Source organism: Streptomyces sp. NPDC036822, from assembly GCF_055609145.1.
Map to the genome: position 1 here is coordinate 1 of NZ_JBVJPY010000039.1, position 17,063 is coordinate 17,063.

18 protein-coding genes and 1 pseudogene are annotated in these 17,063 nt (G+C 69.9%); 12 read left to right on the forward strand and 7 right to left on the reverse strand.

The window, feature by feature from the left end; all coding sequences use genetic code 11:
* The 4 genes from ACZ68P_RS35235 to ACZ68P_RS35250 all read right to left on the reverse strand — a co-directional run.
* The coding region (locus tag ACZ68P_RS35235; protein ID WP_471013309.1) for a nitroreductase/quinone reductase family protein at positions 1–603 on the reverse strand (603 nt) is incomplete at its 3' end.
* Entirely contained in the window at positions 600–1,634 is a 1,035-nt protein-coding gene (locus ACZ68P_RS35240) for an SDR family NAD(P)-dependent oxidoreductase (protein WP_471013310.1), read from the reverse strand. The genes ACZ68P_RS35235 and ACZ68P_RS35240, both read right to left, overlap by 4 nt.
* A gap of 235 nt (positions 1,635–1,869) precedes the next feature.
* The gene (locus ACZ68P_RS35245; RefSeq protein ID WP_471013313.1) at positions 1,870–2,700 is read right to left on the reverse strand and encodes an ABC transporter permease; all 831 of its coding nucleotides are present in this window, start codon (positions 2,698–2,700) and stop codon (positions 1,870–1,872) included.
* Positions 2,697–3,317 carry an ATP-binding cassette domain-containing protein gene (locus ACZ68P_RS35250; RefSeq protein WP_471013314.1) on the reverse strand — a complete coding sequence of 207 codons (621 nt, stop codon included), beginning with the start codon at positions 3,315–3,317 and terminating at the stop codon, positions 2,697–2,699. Before ACZ68P_RS35250 ends, ACZ68P_RS35245 begins: the two co-directional genes overlap by 4 nt.
* 652 nt (positions 3,318–3,969) lie before the next feature.
* On the opposite strand from ACZ68P_RS35250, the pseudogene ACZ68P_RS35255 reads away from it, so the two are divergent.
* The 5 genes and pseudogenes from ACZ68P_RS35255 to ACZ68P_RS35275 all read left to right on the forward strand — a co-directional run.
* Positions 3,970–4,143: pseudogene (locus ACZ68P_RS35255) on the forward strand (phosphatase PAP2 family protein); the annotation flags it as partial.
* Between the two features lie 338 nt (positions 4,144–4,481).
* On the forward strand, positions 4,482–5,804 hold the full coding sequence (locus ACZ68P_RS35260; protein ID WP_471013316.1) for a serine/threonine-protein kinase: 1,323 nt from the start codon (positions 4,482–4,484) through the stop codon (positions 5,802–5,804).
* A 211-nt stretch (positions 5,805–6,015) separates the two neighbouring features.
* On the forward strand, positions 6,016–6,819 hold the full coding sequence (locus ACZ68P_RS35265; protein WP_471013318.1) for an alpha/beta fold hydrolase: 804 nt from the start codon (positions 6,016–6,018) through the stop codon (positions 6,817–6,819).
* Entirely contained in the window at positions 6,819–8,096 is a 1,278-nt protein-coding gene (locus ACZ68P_RS35270) for a SpoIIE family protein phosphatase (RefSeq protein ID WP_471013320.1), read from the forward strand. The genes ACZ68P_RS35265 and ACZ68P_RS35270 overlap by 1 nt, the downstream gene beginning before the upstream one ends.
* A complete protein-coding gene (locus ACZ68P_RS35275; protein WP_471013322.1) occupies positions 8,093–8,431 on the forward strand; it encodes an STAS domain-containing protein in 339 nt (112 codons plus the stop codon). The genes ACZ68P_RS35270 and ACZ68P_RS35275 overlap by 4 nt, the downstream gene beginning before the upstream one ends.
* Before the next feature lie 245 nt (positions 8,432–8,676).
* Here the strand turns inward: ACZ68P_RS35275 and ACZ68P_RS35280 are convergent, their stop codons facing one another.
* Positions 8,677–9,066 (reverse strand): caspase family protein, encoded by a 390-nt coding sequence (locus ACZ68P_RS35280; RefSeq protein WP_471013341.1) that lies wholly within the window; start codon positions 9,064–9,066, stop codon positions 8,677–8,679.
* Between the two features lie 241 nt (positions 9,067–9,307).
* On the opposite strand from ACZ68P_RS35280, the gene ACZ68P_RS35285 reads away from it, so the two are divergent.
* The gene (locus ACZ68P_RS35285; RefSeq protein WP_471013324.1) at positions 9,308–9,637 is read left to right on the forward strand and encodes a hypothetical protein; all 330 of its coding nucleotides are present in this window, start codon (positions 9,308–9,310) and stop codon (positions 9,635–9,637) included.
* Here ACZ68P_RS35285 and ACZ68P_RS35290 read toward each other — a convergent pair.
* Positions 9,634–10,257 carry a TetR/AcrR family transcriptional regulator C-terminal domain-containing protein gene (locus tag ACZ68P_RS35290; RefSeq protein WP_471013326.1) on the reverse strand — a complete coding sequence of 208 codons (624 nt, stop codon included), beginning with the start codon at positions 10,255–10,257 and terminating at the stop codon, positions 9,634–9,636. The two genes, ACZ68P_RS35285 and ACZ68P_RS35290, sit on opposite strands and share 4 nt — an antisense overlap.
* A gap of 66 nt (positions 10,258–10,323) precedes the next feature.
* Here ACZ68P_RS35290 and ACZ68P_RS35295 point away from each other — a divergent pair, with 66 nt between their 5' ends.
* Positions 10,324–11,583: a beta-ketoacyl-[acyl-carrier-protein] synthase family protein gene (locus ACZ68P_RS35295; RefSeq protein WP_471013328.1), complete on the forward strand. Its 1,260-nt coding sequence runs from the start codon at positions 10,324–10,326 to the stop codon at positions 11,581–11,583.
* A 459-nt stretch (positions 11,584–12,042) separates the two neighbouring features.
* On the opposite strand, the gene ACZ68P_RS35300 is transcribed toward ACZ68P_RS35295, so the two are convergent.
* Entirely contained in the window at positions 12,043–12,552 is a 510-nt protein-coding gene (locus tag ACZ68P_RS35300) for a MarR family winged helix-turn-helix transcriptional regulator (RefSeq protein WP_471013330.1), read from the reverse strand.
* A 115-nt stretch (positions 12,553–12,667) separates the two neighbouring features.
* Between ACZ68P_RS35300 and ACZ68P_RS35305 the strand changes: the two genes are divergently transcribed.
* From ACZ68P_RS35305 to ACZ68P_RS35325, 5 genes are all read left to right on the forward strand, one after another.
* Complete coding sequence (locus ACZ68P_RS35305; RefSeq protein ID WP_471013331.1) at positions 12,668–13,735, forward strand: alkene reductase; 1,068 nt, start codon at positions 12,668–12,670, stop codon at positions 13,733–13,735.
* Between the two features lie 462 nt (positions 13,736–14,197).
* Complete coding sequence (locus tag ACZ68P_RS35310) at positions 14,198–14,698, forward strand: hypothetical protein (RefSeq protein ID WP_471013342.1); 501 nt, start codon at positions 14,198–14,200, stop codon at positions 14,696–14,698.
* Positions 14,695–15,039, forward strand: coding sequence for a transcriptional regulator (locus ACZ68P_RS35315; protein ID WP_471013334.1), 345 nt, complete (start codon positions 14,695–14,697; stop codon positions 15,037–15,039). The genes ACZ68P_RS35310 and ACZ68P_RS35315 overlap by 4 nt, the downstream gene beginning before the upstream one ends.
* Entirely contained in the window at positions 15,036–15,968 is a 933-nt protein-coding gene (locus ACZ68P_RS35320; RefSeq protein WP_471013336.1) for an ABC transporter ATP-binding protein, read from the forward strand. Before ACZ68P_RS35315 ends, ACZ68P_RS35320 begins: the two co-directional genes overlap by 4 nt.
* 11 nt (positions 15,969–15,979) lie before the next feature.
* Positions 15,980–16,840 (forward strand): ABC transporter permease, encoded by an 861-nt coding sequence (locus ACZ68P_RS35325; protein ID WP_471013339.1) that lies wholly within the window; start codon positions 15,980–15,982, stop codon positions 16,838–16,840.
* Positions 16,841–17,063 lie beyond the last annotated feature (223 nt).

Consider the following 17,063-nt stretch of genomic DNA (forward strand, 5'->3'; position numbering starts at 1 on the left):
CCTGAACGCCTTCGACATCACCTTCGACGGCCGGCTCTCCGCAGCCCGACAGTAACTCTCAACAACCCGAGTTACACCGCTCGTTTGACAGACCCGAGGGGGCGGCATGACCGGAGTGAGGGCAAAGACGCGGATCTCTCTGCGGCTGCGGCGGGCGTAGTCGTCGAAGCACGGCATCCAGGCCAGGATGTGCTGCCGGGCTGCTTGTCGCTCTTCCGGGGACAGTAGGCGCGCCCGCACGGGCAGGGAAATGCCCTCCCAGTCAACTGTGGCGTGCGGTTCGCGCAACAGATGATGGGACCAGGAGGGGTGCTGGGGTCGGCCGAAGTTGGTCGCCATGACGACGAAGGTGCCGGTTCTGGTCCGGCCGGCCAGGAGGGGGGTGCTGGATGCAGAGCCGTCACGGCGTGTGGTGTGAAGAATCAGGACGGGAACCAGCAGACGGCTCGGCATCCAGCGGCCGTTGGTCCACTGGTGAAAGCGCCGGTCCAGACCGGGCAACACGTGCGGCCCCCATCGGAGCATGAGCCGGCTGGTGCCCACCCGGCGCAGGAAGCGCCGACGGTGGCCGGTGTGCTGAACGCTGGCCAGCAGCCTGGTCACGGTCGTTCCTCTCTGCATGCCGGCCATAGCGTTGATGCCGGGAAGGGGTGGCCGGTCAGTCGTTGGGACAGATGCCACAGGCGCTCGACGGCTCGGCTGTCCCGCGCCCGCCGCGCAGCCCGTACTCGCACGGGAGGGCCGGACCATTCCCAGCGTCCGCCGGGGCCGAAGAACTCCCCGCCGACCACGTGCGGGTCGGTTGCGGCCCTCAGGAGCGGCCAGGCGGCCTGAGACGGTGAGTGCCATCGAGCCTGCATCCACTCCAGCAGCCGGGCCTGGGCGTGCAGTCCCTGCGCGCGCAGGGCACTGGAACCCAGCGTGGTGCTGACCAGGCCGGGATGAGCGGCGATCGCACGCAGCGGAAGCTCACGCGCCTGCGCCCACGCCGTGAGGCCTTCGGTGAACAGCAGGTTCGCCAGCTTTGAATCGAAGTACGCCATCCAGCCCTGGTAGTGCCGGGGAAGGTGCGGACGGTCCGAGCGGCATCGGCCGAGCCAGTGCAGGACGGAAGAGACGTTGACCACCCGCGGCCGTGGCACGCTCAAGAGCGCGGGCAGGAGATGTCCGGTCAGGGCGAAATGACCGAGGTGGTTCACGGCGAAGTGCATCTCGGAGCCCGCCGGGGACCGCCTGTAGGGCAGCGCGGCCACCCCGGCGTTGTTGACCAGCAGGTCCAGCCGCCCTTCCGCAAGTCGCGTGATCTGTTCGGCAGCCGTGCGGACCTGGTCCAGTCGCGCCAGGTCGCAGGCGACGTTGTCGACCCGCGCAGCCACGACGCGGCGGCGTACCGCATCGGCTGCCGCACGTCCTTGCGTGAAGGAGGGGCACAGGATGATGACGTGGGCCCCGCAACGTGCCAGGTGCTCGGCTGCCGCGGCGCCGATGCCGCGGGATGCCCCGGTGACTACAGCCGACTGGCCGCAAAGGTTGGCCACCGCCGTCGGTGTCCACGAATCGTGTACCGGCCGCCAGCGCCGCCACGGTCCAGGAACGTCAACGCCGTCGTATGCATGGTTCTCCGCGTCGTTCACGCCGTGAGCAACGACTGCCCGTCTGGCAAGGAACGGTCCGCAGGCCACGCCGCCCGGTGGGTCGGTGGCTGCATGCTCCGGCCACCCTCGGTGGATGCTGGTCTCACCGCCAAGCGCTGCTGCCTGTCCGGCAGCCGCGGAGCAGAGCACACGGGCTTCGTGCGTGGAGACTGGGTGATGCTGCCGGCGCAGCCTGTTCAGCACGGCGCACCGCTGAGCTCAGGGCCCCCGCTCGTCAGCTCATGTCCTGCGCCGTGAGGTCCGAGGCGCGCACGCGCACGTCGGCTGGTGAAGAGCTGGTGAGAGGCCGGCGGTAATGCCGGGTGCGTACGCAGAAGACGAGCAGAGCCAGCAGGATGGTCGCCGCGAACCAGGGCAGAGCCAGGGCCGCGCATGTGAAGGACGACGTCTCGGTGAAGGAGGCGGTCAGGGCCGCCTGCGCGGGACCGTACAGCGGCAGGACAGTCAGCCACGGCTGGTCTCCGGCCGGGTTGGAGACCGGGCTCTGCATACCGACATCGATCAGCGTGGCCATCACCACAACGAAGAACCCTTCCAGTTCACTACGCAGCACATAGCCGGCCATGATGCCCAGGCCTCCATAGGCCATGATCGCCGCCGCCAGGGCGGCGGCCACTGCCACCGGTTGTGCCAGCGGCCAGGACACTCGCAACAGACCAAGGGTGTAGCAGGTGAGGAGTGCCGTGATCGCCATGAGAGCAACGACCTTCGCGGCGAGCAACTGCAGCCGGGGATAGCCGGCCAGGACCAGTCGCAGGTCCACGTCCCGGGCGCTGAAGGTGGCCATGAACATCATGAAACCGGCGATCACGGTAACGGCGTGCAGAGAGCTTGAGACCTGGATGGTGCTGTTCATCGACGCGGTCACGTTGACGCCCAGTGCACTGCTGTTGAAGGTGATGTCCTTGTTCAAAGCGGTAACACGGACCAGGTAGATCCAGGTCGGGATGAAGAACGCGATCATGCCCATGGCCAGGCGGTTGCGCAGGTGACCGGTCAACGTGAAGCCGAGCGCCACGGTGAACGCCGTCCACTGACCCTTCATCGCGGCGCTCCATCCCGGTGAAGCCGGCCGTCCCGCAGGTGGTGGACCGTGTCGAAGTGCTGCAGGTCGTGCAGCAGGTGGGACACGACCACGACCGAACGCCCTCGGTCGCGCAAGCGGCCTGCCAGCTGCCAAAAACGCTGGTGCGTATCCCAGTCGAAGCCCTGGTAGGGCTCATCGAGGACCACCAGCGGCGGATCGTGCATCAAAGCCAGCGTCAAGTTCAGCTTCTGACGGGTACCGCCACTGAGTTCCCCTGCCCGGGTGCGCCGTTCGGCACCGAATCCGAGAAGGTCCACCAGCTCCCATGCGTGATCCAGTCGCCGCAGCCGGTAGGCGACCTGGAACAACCGCAGATGCTGGGCGACCGTGAGCGTGTCGTTGACCACCGCCTGCTGCGGACAGTACCCCAGGGCGCTGAAACGCTGCACGGAGCCGCGGTCGGGCCTGAGCTGTCCGACCGCGATACGCAGCAACGTGCTCTTGCCCGAACCGTTCTCGCCCACCACTCCCGCCAGCATGCCGGCCGACACGGTGAAATCCGCGCCGCGCAACACGGCTCGTCGGCCGTAGGCCTTGCACACGGCCCCCATCTGCAGCCGCTTGTCCGCTGCCATTTCGCTGTATCCCCTCGCTGCCCAGGCGCACGTACTGTCCGCCCAGGCCAACGCGAGAGGGCGCTGCACGGACACGCCCATTGCGCTCCTGTCGCCGATCGGCATAGGCGGGCAGACCGGCGGGGGAGCCGGCCTCGCTACAGCTGAACCACTAAGAGCCCGCAGGACCCGCCAGATTCGGGACTTCGCGCGTGAACCTCCGAGGCGCTGACTCGTTCACCTGTCGTGGCGATGATCACCGTGGAAACCGACCGAACGAGACTGGCATGGCAGCTGAGTCTGTACTTCTCTCCCCCCACCACGCCGGTGGTCGCCGGCAGCGTCATCAGCTGGCACAGCACCTGGCCCCAGCACGACGGCCTCCTGTGGGGACTAGGCGGCAGCGGTTCCTGGGCGCTGCTGTGTGCGGCCGTGGCCATGGCCGGCACACGCATGGGATGGTGGCCCGCCCACGTCCCTCGCGAACGCGCACCACGCCTGCTGCTGCTGGCTGTGAGCGTCGTCGCCGCAGCAGGCGTATGGCTGGTCTGCGGCCACCTGGGAGCCCCGGCACCGCTACTGGCGGTCGGAAGCATCGCCCCGCTGCTGGCCGCGATCCTCCTCGCATCCACCTGGGCCGGCAACGTCTCCCTGCACACCAGCGGCAGCCGCCAGCGTCACTCTCCTGGCCCTGGAACTAGGGCCGGCATGGACGGTGATGTACGTTCTCGTGGCAGCTATCGGCTGGTCTCGCTTGCACCTGCGCGCCCACACACTCGCTCAGGTGCTCATCGGCGCGGTGCTGGGAGCCGGGGTGTGTGTCGCCGTGATCTGGTGGCGCCGCTGAACCTTCCCCGCCTCTCACAGCGTTACCTTCGCCGCCAACCGTGCCGGGCTACGTTGGTTGCAGACAAGCGGCCCGCCGGCGACTCCGACGGGCCGCCATGCGGGTCAGGGCTGTCGGGGTCACCCACGCCCGGACCCGTCCCGGCTGCAGCGGCCCCGACTGGCCGTATCGCGCTCGGACAAACGCCCACCGCGGCCTCCCCAGCCCCCGCCACAGCCACGCCCCTGGGCGCGTTCCCGTCGGGGAATCTGACAGCGCGAAACTTGGTGCCGATTGGTGCGTAGCGCGTCCCGGGCGGGGTAGGCGCGGCAGTGTCCGTGAGTGGAGGAGGACGTCGTATGTCGGTCTCGCCCGTTCCGGCGAACGGAGTACCGCTCGAGCGCCATGCCCTCCTGGGCGGCCGCTACCGTCTGCAGAGCCCTCTAGGAAGCGGTGGCACAGCCGACGTCTTCCGAGCCCTGGATCAGGTACTGGGCCGTGAAGTGGCCGTCAAAGTCTTCCGTGAGGGCACAGGCACGCTCACCGCCGACCGCTTCTGCGACGAAGCCCGCCTGCTGGCCCGGCTCTCCCACCCCGCTCTCGTCACCGTCCATGACGCCGGCCGCCACGGACAGGGCGCCTACATGGTGACGGAGTTGATCCGCGGCACCACTTTGCGCACCCGGCTGGACGCGGGCCCCCTGCCTACTGTCCAGGTCATACGGCTGGGCGCCGACATCACCTCAGCCCTCGACCACGTCCACGCCCACGGCATCATCCACCACGACGTGAAACCCTCCAACGTCCTGCTCAGCGAGAAAGGCCTCCCGCACCTGGCCGACTTCGGACTGTCCAGGACCGTGCACGAGCACACCCACAGCGCACCCGACACCCTGGTCGGCACCCTCGCCTACATGGCTCCCGAGCAGTTCCTCGGCCACGGCGCGAGCACGGCCGGCGACATCTACGCCCTGGGAGTGACCCTCCTGGAAGCACTCACCGGACACCGCGAGTACCAGGGCACACCCGTGGAGATCGGCACCGCGCACCTCCTGCGCCCGCCCCGCATACCCGACGATCTGCCGGTTGACCTCGCCCGCCTGCTGAAGTCGATGACCGACCAGAACCCCCAGGCACGCCCCGACGCCGCCGCCGTGCACCTGCGCCTGCGGGACCTCGCGCACGCCCCGTGCCGACCCGTAAGGACAGCGGCGCCCAACGACAGCTCGACGCATCCTTCGCCACGCCCGCCCCTTGCGGCCGCCGGTTTCCGCTCAGCGGCCGCGCGGCCCCCCGGACGGACACAGGGCAGGTCGACCAGCCGTCGGCGGGCGCCGTTGTACGGTCTCGCGGCGGCCTGTGTCGCAGGTGCGTGCGCGCTGATGATCGGAGGCCTCCCGGCAGGGACACCGACCCCCGCCACCGCCGACGAGCGTGAACGTCCGTCCATGTCCAAGGACACCGACCCGGCTGGCCCCCGGCAGGCACCGCCCGCCGAGACCTCACCGTCGGCCACCTCACAACCGCCCGTCGCGACACCACCGGCGCGTACCACCGATCCACGGCCGGACGGCGCGTACGCCTCGCAAGCGGGAAAGGAACGCCCGGCGAAGGCACCCGGGTCGGCGAAAGCAAGGGAAGCGTCCGCGAAGGAGAAGGGCAAGAGGGACAAGGGACGGTGAGCCGGCCGTGATTCCGGTGACGGCCGGGCGACAGTAAACTCGTCACCTCGCCCATCGCCTCGGAGGGCGGCCTGAAGCACAGCCGGACGCCTTCCTCCTCACCTAAGGCTGGTAACGGCAAGATGATCCTGTTCGTGGAGGTCTGTGGCAGGGTGTGAAGTGATTTCCGGCGGTGTCGGAGTGGTGGGCGGGGCTTGCCATACTGCTGGACATGGATATCGAGCGCAGGAACAACGTCACCGTCACCGGCAATCCGCAAGGGCCGACGGTGGTGCTCGCTCACGGGTTCGGTTGTGATCAGAACATGTGGCGGCTGACGGTGCCTGCTTTGTCGGCAGACCACCGGGTGGTGCTGTTCGACTATGTGGGTTCGGGCCGCTCGGATCTCTCCGCGTTCTCGGAGGACCGTTACGCCTCGCTCGACGGGTACGCCCAGGATGTGGTCGAGGTGTGCGCAGCACTGGATGTGAAGGACGCGGTGTTCGTGGGGCACTCGGTCAGCGCGATGATCGGGGTGCTGGCGGCCGACGCGGCCCCGGAGCGTATCGGGGCGCTGGTGATGGTTGCCCCGTCCCCGCGGTACATCGACGACGAGGGGTACCGCGGCGGCTTCAGCGCTGAGGACATCCATGAGCTCTTGGAGTCCTTGGAGGCCAACTACCTGGGCTGGTCGGCGGCGATGGCACCGGTGATCATGGGGAACGAGGACCGCCCCGAGCTGGGGCAAGAGCTGACCAACAGCTTCTGCGCCACCGACCCGGACATCGCGCGGGTCTTCGCCCGGACCACGTTCCTGTCGGACGCAAGGGACGACCTGAAGAAGGTACGGGTGCCGACCCTGATTCTGGACTGCACCCAGGATGTCATCGCCCCACGGGAGGTCGGCGCCTTCGTCCACCAGGCGATCCCCGGCTCCCAGCTGATCACTCTTGAGGCGACCGGCCACTGCCCGCACATGTCCGCGCCTGAGGCCACCAACCAGGCCCTGGTCACGTTCCTCTCCGGCCTGCGTTGATGTGCCGCACCGGGCAGCTGCCCGACCCGCACGAAGGGGAGACGTCGAAAGCTGCCTTCGCTGCCCTGCTGGAGGACAGCGCCGAGGACCTGTACGACAGCGCGCCGTGCGGCTATCTTTCCACGCTGATGGACGGCTCTATCGCGAAGATCAACGCCACGTTGCTGGACTGGCTGGGTCTGGAGCGCGAGGCGGTGGTAGGCAGGATGCGGTTCACCGACGTGCTGACCGTCGGCGGGAAGCTGTACCACGAGACGCACTTCGCACCGCTGCTTCGCATGCAAGGTGCCGTCCACGGCATCGCCTTGGAGATGAAGCAGGCCGACGCCGGAAGGCTCCCGGTGCTGCTCTCCTCCGTGGTCAAGTACGGCAGCACCGGTGAGCCGCTGATGATCCGGACCACCGTCTTCGACGCCCGGGACCGCCGCGCCTACGAGGAGGAGCTGCTACGACGCCGCCGGGAGGCCGAGGCAGCGCGCCGGCGGGCCGAGGAGGAGCGGGCACGGCTCCAGGACGCGCTCGCCGTGCTGCAGAAGTCGCTCTACCCGGACACCCTGCCGACGGTGCCGGGAGTAGAAGCCGCCGCGTACTACCACATCGCTTCTGCCGACCGGCTGGGCGGCGACTTCTACGACGTCTTCGCCGTCGACGGCAAACGCTGGGCGTTCTTCCTGGGAGATGTCTGCGGCAAGGGCCCTCGGGCTGCCGCGGTCACCTCCCTGACCCGCTACACCCTGCGCGCCGCCGCGCTGCACGATCCCGACCCCGTAGCCGCTCTGACCACCCTCAACAAGGTGCTCCACGAGCGCTACACCGGCGGTGACCCCCGCTACTGCACCGCCATATTCGGGATCCTCGAACCCGACCCCACCACAGGGCATGTCGCCGTCAGCCTCGCCTCAGGCGGCCACCCGCCCGCCCTGGTCTCACGCGCCGACGGCGGAGCCGACTTCCTGCCCACCCCGGGCGGCCTCCTCGTCGGCGTCCTGCCCGACGCACCCTTCACCGCCGCCACCACCGTCCTCACACCCGGCGACACCCTCCTGCTCTACACCGACGGCCTCACCGAAGCCCGTACCGGCGAAGACCGCACCGCCTTGTACGGGGATCAAGCCCTGCGCACCTTCACCGCCCACCACGCCGGCAGACCGCCACACGCCCTCATCCAAGCCCTCACCGCGCTGCTCGACGGCTTCGGTGACGGCCTCGACGACGACACCGCCCTGCTCGCCCTCGGCGTCCCCACCGAAGGCCCTTCGACGAAGAACACACGATGAACCCGCTGCAGATCACCATCCAGACCACCCCCACCGGTCCCGTACTGCACATCGCCGGCACGCTCGACTACGCCACCGACACCGAGCTGCGCGAGCTCGTCGCCACCCTCACCCTCGAGCCAGGCCAACGCCTCATCCTCAACCTGGCAGGGATGGATTTCTGCGACTCAAGCGGCATCAGCGCCTTCATCGCCGCCCGCAACCACGCCCACGCCGCCCATGCCGACGTCGCCCTCGCCGCAGTTCCCGCCAACACACTGCGCATCTTGCGCGTCGTGGGCCTCGACCAGGTCTTCGCCCTGTACCCCGACACCGACGCCGCCGCCCAAGCCTGAAGACCGTTCCGGCCGGCAGTTGCACCCGCCTCGGCGGCAAGGAAGGGCAGGGCAGGGCAGGGCAGGGGCCGGTGGCCGCCTCGCCGGCCGGGTCTGGCGCTTCTCCCGGGCTGGTGCGACTGCCACGGAATGGTCCTGAAGCAGACGGCGTCGACGCCGAGCGCCACCAGCGCATCTCGCTGCCAGAGCGTGTCCGACGGGTCCGGGCGACGGGCGCAACGTGCCCGACCGAAAGGAGGGGTGGTTCAGGAGATGGCGAAGGGTGTCTGGGCGAGGAAGGAAGGAGTGGACGTGCCTGTCTGGAACAGGTTGGGGGACTGGTAGAAGGGCATGGCTTCGGTGACCTGCCGGTGGAGTGTGGAGTAGCTGCCCTGGAAGGCGCCGTTCTTCCACGTCTTGAGCATGGTCTCGGTGAACAGGCCGTGTGGGCCCGCGCCGTCGCTGGAGGTCTGGTTGTCCTGGCAGCCGGAGACCAGCAGGACGTCGGCCTTGATGTCCTGGAGATCCAGTGCGGGTACGACCTTTTCGGCCTTGACGGACCCCAGTTCATGGGTTGTTACGACGCCGGGAACCGACGCACGGCCAATTTCGCGGACACCTTTTCGAAGCGGCCCGACGGGAGCGACATCCGTCAGTTGTCATGGCCGACGGAGAATCGGACGGCGAAGCGGTTCACCCTCTACGGAGGGATGAACCTGGCGGCACTGCGCAAGGAGATCGACGGACCCTACCGGGAAGTGTGCGACGAACTGGCCGCGATACCGCTGTTCGGCTATAACGACTCGCCCTTGGCCAGGAACTACAACCAGATGTGGACAGAACATCTGGGGCGGGCCACGTGGGACCTTTCGTGGCAGCATCACTTCGCACGCGGCGATGATGATCCATTTCTACCGGCGGGTCACACCGTGGGAGTACCAGAGCGCCGGTCACATGCGCCTCGTGTACGCGGTGGCGACGGTGGTGGACTGGCTTGCCACTCTCACCGTCATCACGGACGACTGGGCAGACGGGGGCGAGGTGCACAACGGTCGTCCGTCATGGCATCTGCGGCAGCGTCTGCTGGCGCCGATTTTCGACGAGGACGGGGCGGAAATCCTGCGCACACTGAGGGACCACGCCGGCAGGGGCACCGAGGCCGACGTGCGCGCAGTGCGGGGCATTCCATCGATCAGCCTCCGCCGACCCACCGCCCGCCCGCTCTAGGCGGGTTCGGGTTCGGCTTCGTCGTGGATGGTCAATGCTCCAGCGAGGTCGAGATCGTCGTTGGTGCCCTGCGCCCCGGCGCGGACGAGGAGCACCGCGCCGAGCGCGGTGCTCCAGAACGTCCTGGCCTCTACGTCGAGTGATCGACGGGCCCTCCAGCCGCGACTGTCGAGGAGCCGGCCCACGAAGCGCTCGGACTGTCGAAAGAGCAACTGGAGATGCTGGTCGACCACGGGGGCGAGTTCGGGCTTGGAGATCCCGGTTGCCAGTGCTCGCGCGACCGAGGGGAGCGAGGGCATGGCCAGTACGGCGCGGGCGATGTTGCGCCGAAACGCCGCCGCGTCCGGGGCCTGACGACCGATGCGCTCGATCCGGCGCGTGTCGTGCAGCAAGCCGAGAAAGGCGGCGTGAACGAGCAGCGAGTCCTTCGAGCCGAAGTGATAGGTGACCTGATTGGGAAAGAGGCCGGCCGCGTTCGCGATCTCCGCGACACTCACCTCGGCTCCGGGCCGCTCCTTGCAGAGCCGGGCAGTGACCTCGATCAGCCGGCGCCTCGTTGCGTGGCCACGGTTCGGCGCCGGAGTCGGGGTTGCTTGGGCTTCGGCTCGCTTCTTGTCCACCCTCGAATTGTATGTGATACAACAAGACCCGTTGACTTGTATGACATACAAGAGAGGTCGAAGCGCATGCAACGGACTGAAGTCGTCGTGACCGGGCTCGGCGCGATCACCCCCCTGGGCGGAGACGTGACGTCCACCTGGGACGCCTTGCTGGCCGGAGAGTCCGGCATCCGCGGTGGCGTCCTGAGCGGACGGGACGCCGGCCTTCCCGACACCGTCGCCGGGACGATGGCGATCGACCCTGCCGGCCTGCTCCTGCCCGTGCAGGCCAGGCGGCTCGACCGCTCGCAGCAGGCGGCCTTCGCGGCGGCGGCCGAAGCCTGGGCCGATGCCGGCGCCCCGGAGGTGGACCCGGACCGGCTCGCGTCGGCGATCGGCACGGGCATCGGCGGCGTAGGCACACTGCTGCAGCAGGACGACGTCCTGGAGGCGGCCGGGACTCGGCGCGTCTCGCCCCGCACGGTCCCGATGCTCATGCCCAATGCGGCGGCGGCGCTGATCAGCATCGAGTACGGCGCACGGGCGGGTGTCTACACGCCCGTCTCGGCGTGCTCCTCCGGTGCCGAGGCGATCGCCCTGGGGGCCAGGCTCATCCGTGCCGGCGAGGCGGACGTGGTCATCGCGGGCGGGACCGAGGCCGCGATCACCCCCATCACCGTCGCCGGCTTCGCCCAGGCGCAGGCACTGTCACGGCACACCACCGAACCCGCTTCAGCGTCCCGGCCGTTCGCCGCGGACCGCAGCGGATTCGTCCTCAGTGAAGGCGCCGCCGTGGTGGTGCTCGAAAGCGCCGAGCACGCCAAGGCTCGACGTGCGCACGTCCATGCTGTGCTCGCCGGCGCCGGCATCGCCGCTGACGCTCACCACATCACGGCGCCCGCCCCCGACGGCTCCGGTCAGATCTCGGCCATGCGCAAGGCTCTCGCGCAAGCCGGCTTGGCTCCCGAGCAGATCAGCCACATCAACGCCCACGCCACCGGCACTCCGGTCGGCGACGTCGCCGAGGCACACGCGATCGCGGAGGTCTTCGGCCGCACCACCGTGACAGCACCCAAGGCGGCGCTCGGCCACCTCTTCGGCGCGGCGGGCGCGATCGAAGCGCTCATCGCCATCCTCAGCGTGAAGCACGGCGTCATCCCGCCGACCCGCAACCTCACCACAGCCGGCATCGACCCCGACATCGATCTCGACGTCGTCGCGGAGCGACGAGACGTCCCCCAGGAGGCCGTGCTCAGCAACTCCTTCGGCTTCGGTGGACAGAACGTCTCACTTATCGTCACCGGCGCACGGCGCCACGAGGCCCGTACAGCCGCGACCACATCATGACCCACGCGCACGCACCCTCATCCATGGAGGGGCCGCCGCCGTGGGGGAGGGGTGCGCGTTCACGTTTCACCGCCGGACCCTAGAGGCACCGACCTCAGGCGGAGAGCCTTGAACGCGGGGGAGCGGGCGCCGCCCGTGGCGCCCGTACGTGGTCCGCGAACCGGCCCGCACCGCGCGTGAGGGGCCCGCGGCCCGCTTCCGCTCCGGACCGACGACGGCCCTGGGCCGCGAGCCTGTCAGGGGCGACTCGACGGTCGGCGCCGTCCCGGCCTCGGGGACCGCGCGGACGTTCTGCGCGAGGCCGGCGTCCCGCTCTAGCCCGCACGGGCAACCTGGGCTCCTTCCACCTAGACGACATGGCGGCGTGCCTGGACTGGGCCCTGGACGTCCCGGCCGGTTGCGGCCGCGTCGCCGAGGAGTGTCAGCAGCGGTCGGCGGCTCACCGGTGGACCGGATCCCTCAGCAGTTCCCCCGCGGCAGCGGGCACTCGCCCGCCTCGCCGGCCTCCACGCGCAGGTTCTCCGCCACGAGGCCGAGGAGCCGCGCCAGTTCGGCCCGGTCGTCGGGGCCGAGCCCTTGGAGGGAGAGCTGCTCCAGGTCCGACCAGACGCCCTCGACGCCGGTGCGCAGCGAGCGCCCCTCGTCCGTCGCCTCGACCAGGACCGCGCGCCGGTCGGCCGGGTCAGGACCGCGGCGGACGTGGCCGCACTGCTCCAGGCGCTGGAGCATCTTGGTCACCGTCGAGGCGTCGAGGCCCAGGGACTGGATCAGCTCGGACTGGCGGACGGGGCCGCAGTCCCAGAGCCGCATCATCATCATCTCCTGGCCCGGGTAGAGGTCGAGCTCCTTCAGGCGTCGGCCGGCGGCGATCCGGTGCATCCGGGCCACCCGGGCCAGCGCGATGCTGACGGGTCCGCCACGGGCTGCGGACGGCGTCGTCTCCGTACAGACGGGGTCGGTTCCTGGCATCGGTGCTCCTCGGGAAGGCTCTACCCACAGATTACCTTGGCCGACCAATGAATGGGTTACAGTGACATCCGGGCCAGATACTTGGCCGACCATGTAAATCGTGAAGGGGACAGCCATGACCACCGCCTTCGATCCGATCGACCTCGCAGGGACCCGGCTCGCCAACCGCATCGCCATGGCGCCCATGACCCGCAGCCGCGCCGAGGCCGAGAGTCGAACCCCCACCGCGCTCGTCACCGAGTACTACGCCCAGCGCGCCTCCGCGGGGCTGATCATCACCGAGGGCGTCCAGCCGGTCCCCCAGGGCCAGGGCTACCCCTTCACCCCCGGCCTGCACAGCCGGGAGCAGATCGCCGCCTGGCGCGAGGTCACCGACGCCGTGCACGAGCGCGGCGGAAAGATCTTCGCCCAGCTGATGCACGCCGGCCGGATCAGCCACCCCGTGGTCCTCCCCGACGGGCTCCACCCTGTCGCGCCCTCCGCCATCGCCCCGGCGGGCCGGCTCTTCGCAGGCACCGGACTCATCGACTTCGTCGCCCCGCGCGAGCTCACCGCCGACGAGGTGCCGGAGGCGATCGCCGGCTTCGCCGCCGCCGCCCGCAACGCCGTCGAGGCCGGCTTCGACGGAGTCGAGATCCACGGCGCCAACGGCTACCTCGTGCAGCAGTTCCTCGCCTCCGGCTCCAACCACCGCACCGACCGCTGGGGCGGCTCCGTCGAGAACCGCATCCGCTTCGCCGTCGAGGTCGTCAAGGCCGTCGCCGACGAGATCGGCCCCGAGCGCACCGGCCTGCGCATCTCCCCGGCCAACACCTACAACGACATCGCCGAGACCGACACCGAGGAGCTCTACCCCGCCCTCGTCGCCGCGATCGACCCGGTCGGCATCGCGTACCTGCACGTCACGGAGGCCGCGCCCGAGATCCGCGAGCTCACCCTCGCCCTGCGCAAGGCGTTCTCCGGCACCTTCATCCTCAACCCGGCCACCGAAGGGCCGACCGGCGCCGACGCCCTGACCCTCGTCGAGGACGGCACCGCCGACCTCATCGCGTACGGGGCGCTGTTCCTCGCCAACCCCGATCTGCCCGCCCGGCTGAAGGCCGGCGGCCCGTTCAACACCCCGGACCCCGCCACCTTCTTCGGCGGCGACCACCGCGGCTACACCGACTACCCCGCCCTGTAGCGACCTCCGGCAAAGGGCGGGGCTCCGGCATCGGACCCCCGCCCCCTTGCCGTACCCGGAACTGCTTCCCCGCCCCCCATGACCGCCCCGCGCGGGCCCGGCGCTCGCTGCCGCTCACCCCCGGCCGAGTTCCGCTGCCCGGTTTCCGCCGCCCCGCGCCGTCGGCCGCTTCGCCCTCGCCGGGCGAGGGCCGCGGATCTCGTCCGGCCGGCGCATCGACTTCAGCAGCAGCGTGTCGTCCTTGATCCGCAGCATCCGAGGCTCTGGCGGCCGCGCAAAGCAGACGTGGCGAAGGCCGCCTTGTCGGGGAGCTCCAGCGCTCAGCGAGGTCGACTGCTCGAGGTGTGCCGGATGCGGGGGCGAGTCCCGTAGAACCCAGGGCTCCGACTTGCCTACAAGGAAAGCCAAGAGTTACTTTCCCTGTAGGAAAGTAATCGGGGGCGAGAGGTGATGGCCGTGAGCATGCCGGTGGATGCCGAACAGGCGTGGAGGGATCTCCAGCGCATCCGAGTGCCGCAGGAGCGGGTGTACGACGAGTTCGAGCGCTCCGCGTCTGGCGGGCGCGGCATGACCTACGGCACGGCCGCGCTCATGTGGGTGTTCCTTGCGGGGGTCGGCATGGATCTGCCCCCTTGGGGCGTCGGACTGTGCATGGCCGCCTACGTCGGCCTGTTGAGCGTGCTGATGGTGATGAGCAGCCGAAGGAGGCGGATGCAACTGCACCACACCCGCTGCCCCGGGCGTATGTGGGCCGCGTTCGGTGCGGTAGCGGTGCTGGTCGGCGGGACGATCGTGCTGGCGGACCACCTGACCGAGCCACTGGAGCCGATCTACGCCGGTCCCCTCCAGGCCACGGCCGCAGTGGCGGTGTACCTGCTCTCCCTCGGTCCCGCCAACCGCTGGGCGGCCGACTCGGTGCGGAGCGTCGGCGCACCGGCGGCCGACGAGGAGGCGGGCCGATGAGCACCCCCGCCGGCTTCGACGAGCTGATCCACCCCGCCACCCGACTGTCGGTCGTCGCGCTGCTCGCCGCCACCGAGTGGGCGGACTTCGCGTTCGTCCGCGACAGCCTCTCGCTCAGCGACTCCGCGCTCTCCAAGCAGCTGCACACCCTCGAGGGGGCGGGATACCTGGAGGTCCGGAAGGAGGGCGGCGGCCGCAACCGCCGTACGAAGGTGCGGCTGACGGACCGCGGCCGCACCGCCTTCGAGGGGCATGTGGCGGCGCTCCAGGCCATCGTGGACAGCGCCAGACCCGCGACCGGGGCGGCACGACAGCAGCCCCACGCGGAGGCGGGCCGATGACGACGTCCGGGCGCACCGACGTCCAGCCCGTGATCCATGTACGCGATCTGGCCATGGCCTACGGCGATGTCGACGTCCTGCGCGGAGTCGATCTGGACATCCACCGCGGCGAGGCCTTCGCGCTGCTCGGGCCCAACGGCGCCGGGAAGACCACCACCGTCGAGATCCTGGAAGGCTTCCGGCAGCGATCGGAAGGGGAGGTGAGCGTCCTCGGCACGGACCCCGAGCGGGGCGGCGACGCGTGGCGGGCCCGGATCGGCCTGGTCCTGCAGTCCTGGCGCGACCACCGCCGCTGGCGGGTCGCCGAGCTGCTGACCCACTTCGCGACCTACTACCCCGACCCGCGAGACCCGGCCGAACTGCTGGCCCTGGTCGGCCTCACCGACCACGGCAGCCGGCAGGTGGACCGGCTCTCCGGAGGCCAGCGACGGCGCCTCGATGTCGCGCTCGGCATCGTCGGCCGTCCCGAACTTCTCTTCCTCGACGAGCCGACCACCGGCTTCGACCCTCAGGCGCGGCACGAGTTCCACGTCCTGGTCGAGCGGTTGGCCCGCGACGAGGGCGTCACCGTCCTGCTCACCACCCACGACCTGGCGGAGGCCGAGCGGCTCGCCGACCGGATCGCCATGCTGGTCGGCGGCCGGATCCGGGCCTGTGGCACACCCACGGAACTGGCCCGGCGAGCCGCCGCCCAGGCCGAGGTCCGCTGGACGGCCGACGACGGGACACCTCGCCGCGAACGCACAGAGGACCCCTCACGACTGGTCTGGGAACTCCACCGGCAGGCGGACGGTCCGATCGCCGACCTGGAGGTCCGCCGCCCGACGCTGGAGGACACCTACCTGCACATGGTGCACCGGGAGGCCGAGCGCACGGACGGGGCCGACGGCACGGACAGACACGCGGACGCGGAGGCACCGGCAGCATGAGGGGGACACGTATGACGAACAGGACGAACAGCTGGCGTCCCGGGCTCCAGCGCGGCGGAATCGAGCTGCGGCACCTCCTGCGCAACGGCAAGGAGATGTCCGGCCATCTGACCAACGTGGTCGTCGCGTTGCTCGTCGCCGCCTACATCAGCGACGACGTGCCCGGGACCCAGACCCCGATGACGCACCTGGTACTGGCGGGCTTCGCCGCCTACCTCCTGTTCCAGGTCGGGCTGATCAACCTCCCGCAGATCCTCGTGACCGAGCGGGAGGAGGGCACCCTGCTGCGGTTGCGCGCCACGCCCGGCGGGATACCCGCCTACCTCGTCGCCAAGTGCCTGCTGGTGGTCACCCTGGCTGTCGGCACCCTGGCGCTGCTCCTGGCCGCCGGGGCGCTGCTGGCGGACGGGCCACTGCCGCACGGGCCGCGCGGCTGGCTGACCCTGCTGTGGGTCACCGCACTCGGGCTGCTCGCCGTCATACCGCTCGGCGCGGCCATAGGCGCCGTACTGCCCAACCCCCGCGAGGCCCTGGCGTTGATCATGTTGCCTACGATGGGGCTGCTTCTCACCTCGGGGACGGTGTTCCCGATCACCGCACTGCCCGTGCCGGTGCAGCAGGTAGCCGCGGTCTTTCCGCTCAAGTGGATGGCGCAGGGCCTGCGTGCGGCACTGCTCCCGGACTCGGCACGGACCGCCGAGGCGGCCGGCTCCTGGGAACTGCCCATGGTCGCTCTGGTCCTCACGGCCTGGGCGGTCCTCGGGTTCCTCCTCGCGGTGCCGCTCCTGCGCCGCGCCGCCCGCCGCGAGTCCGGCTCGCGGCTGACCGCCCGCCAGCGCAAGGCGGCACAGAGCGGCGCGCCGGCCGCGTAGGCGGCCACGCGACGACCGGACTACGCCGTGGCCTGCTTCGACGGCACGACCCGACGGGACCCTGCGGGCATGCACTCGAAGGCAAGCCCCCGATCAGCCGCGTCAACAACGCTGCGGGGTCGATACACCTAGGGACTGTGTGATGTCGTGATCAGCTTCTGAGTTCTTCACTCTGCGCGGAGTGGGATCCGGTAGGACTGTGGTCGTGACCCGGAGGCAACTC